The organism is Paraburkholderia sp. RL17-373-BIF-A, assembly GCF_046030175.1.
Classification (GTDB): domain Bacteria; phylum Pseudomonadota; class Gammaproteobacteria; order Burkholderiales; family Burkholderiaceae; genus Paraburkholderia.
Genome location: NZ_JARESO010000252.1, coordinates 1 through 1,491, shown reverse-complemented (window position 1 = coordinate 1,491; position 1,491 = coordinate 1). Strand labels below are relative to the sequence as shown.

The window sequence follows — 1,491 nt, the reverse complement described above, 5'->3', positions numbered from 1 at the left end:
CCAGCGTCTTGTCGCCCTTGAGCGCCGCGAGTGCCACCTTTGCCTTGAACGCCGGTGAGTGTGTCCGTCGGTTTCGTTTCGTCATCTTCTGGTTCCTTGTCGCCGGCCATTATGACCGACTCACGCCCCAGCTTTTCCACTCTACGAACGGTCCGAATTCTCGGAGCCACCTCTGACTCTCCCCCTCCGCCCCTCTACCCTGCACCGAAGTCCAAATGCATGACTCGATCAGGACTTCGATGCATCGCATCAAGAAAGGACCGCAAACTGGGGGCATCCACGCATAAGATCGCCATCGCTAGCTAAGATCATTTCTGGCACTGCCAACCAGCCGTATATTAAGAGTTCCATGTTCTTTAAATACTTTGGCGAGCGCAACGTCGATCGCGGCTTTGTTCTCTTTGTATTCGGCCACCTTTTGACATGAATTCTGCATCACAAAAAGATTCACTTCAGCTGCTCCTGGGAGAGCCTTCTCCAAGTCAACACTGGGCAGACATGACTTGTACTGCAAGGTGTATGAAACCAAGGGATGGATCGTACAAAAGCTGCTTCCTTCAGCGTCATGACCAAAGCTCGCGAACATTGTCGAGTAGTCCACTTGCGCTCCATTCAGCTTGGTGGCGATAAGCTCTTCCTCCTCAGCCGTCAAAGACTTCTCTTTCAGCATCGTTTCCGCGTCCTTGTTCACTTCGCCCGGACGGTAGATCGCCCTCAGCTCGGATATATAGCCTGACCGCAACCTAGGTATATCGATGGTTCCGCCGCGTGGATAGTTTTCGGAGCACATACGCTCAATTCTCAATCGCATCAAGAGCTCGACTTCCCTGTCAGTCAGGTCCGGCATGCTGTTCCAAAAAGCCGGATCGCAACTACTTGGAAGCCCATATATTTCGTTGAGCAAACGGGCATCCCGCTCAGTAACGCTATGTTGCTGTACACTATTCAAAGCAACGTCGAACTCGTCCTTGAAATAAGAAGAGTAATTCTGTAGCATATCTGCTTTAATATATTCTTCAATTCCCTAATATTCATATTGGGGATGAAAGTCGATTGACCATGCATGGAGACCTCTAATCCGCCCTCGCTCTCCGTGAGCGTTATGTCACCATGCTTGTCAGACAGGACTGTAATGGAGCGCTCCTCCTGGTTCACTTCTTCAACCAGTATTGCCTTGGCCAGATTGGCATATTCATCGGTCTTCTCCCTGGAACTTAAATGGCTATATAGAGCATATATGCCTGCCGCGATACCGAAAGTCAACGCGCTCAGAATCATCCCGACTATGTCGGTGCTATTCCTCATGTCGAATTTTCCAGCCGCCGCTATACCATGATTCGTTGCACGATATATTGAATTTAACGACATTCCACTCACAATTAACACCTTTCTAATCACACTGGAGAAGCGGTTGAAACTCAACCGCGCGAATGCCCGACGATCAGCACTTGAGATCACCTCCTTATACAGATCTCAACATCAAATGGCTTC

The 1,491-nt window shown here is 49.7% G+C and carries 2 protein-coding genes; both read right to left on the bottom strand.

Annotated elements, in window-relative coordinates; genetic code table 11:
- Positions 1-298: 298 nt before the first annotated feature.
- Positions 299-847 (bottom strand): T3SS effector SopD family protein, encoded by a 549-nt coding sequence (locus tag P0D80_RS50120; protein WP_408296171.1) that lies wholly within the window; start codon positions 845-847, stop codon positions 299-301.
- A gap of 98 nt (positions 848-945) precedes the next feature.
- Entirely contained in the window at positions 946-1,305 is a 360-nt protein-coding gene (locus P0D80_RS50115) for a hypothetical protein (RefSeq protein WP_408296169.1), read from the bottom strand.
- Positions 1,306-1,491 lie beyond the last annotated feature (186 nt).

Excerpts from the sequence above, each read along its gene's own strand:
- P0D80_RS50120 (WP_408296171.1), bottom strand. The coding sequence starts at position 847 with ATGCCGGACCTGACTGACAGGGAAGTCGAGCTCTTGATGCGATTGAGA.
- P0D80_RS50115 (WP_408296169.1), bottom strand. The coding sequence starts at position 1,305 with ATGAGGAATAGCACCGACATAGTCGGGATGATTCTGAGCGCGTTGACT.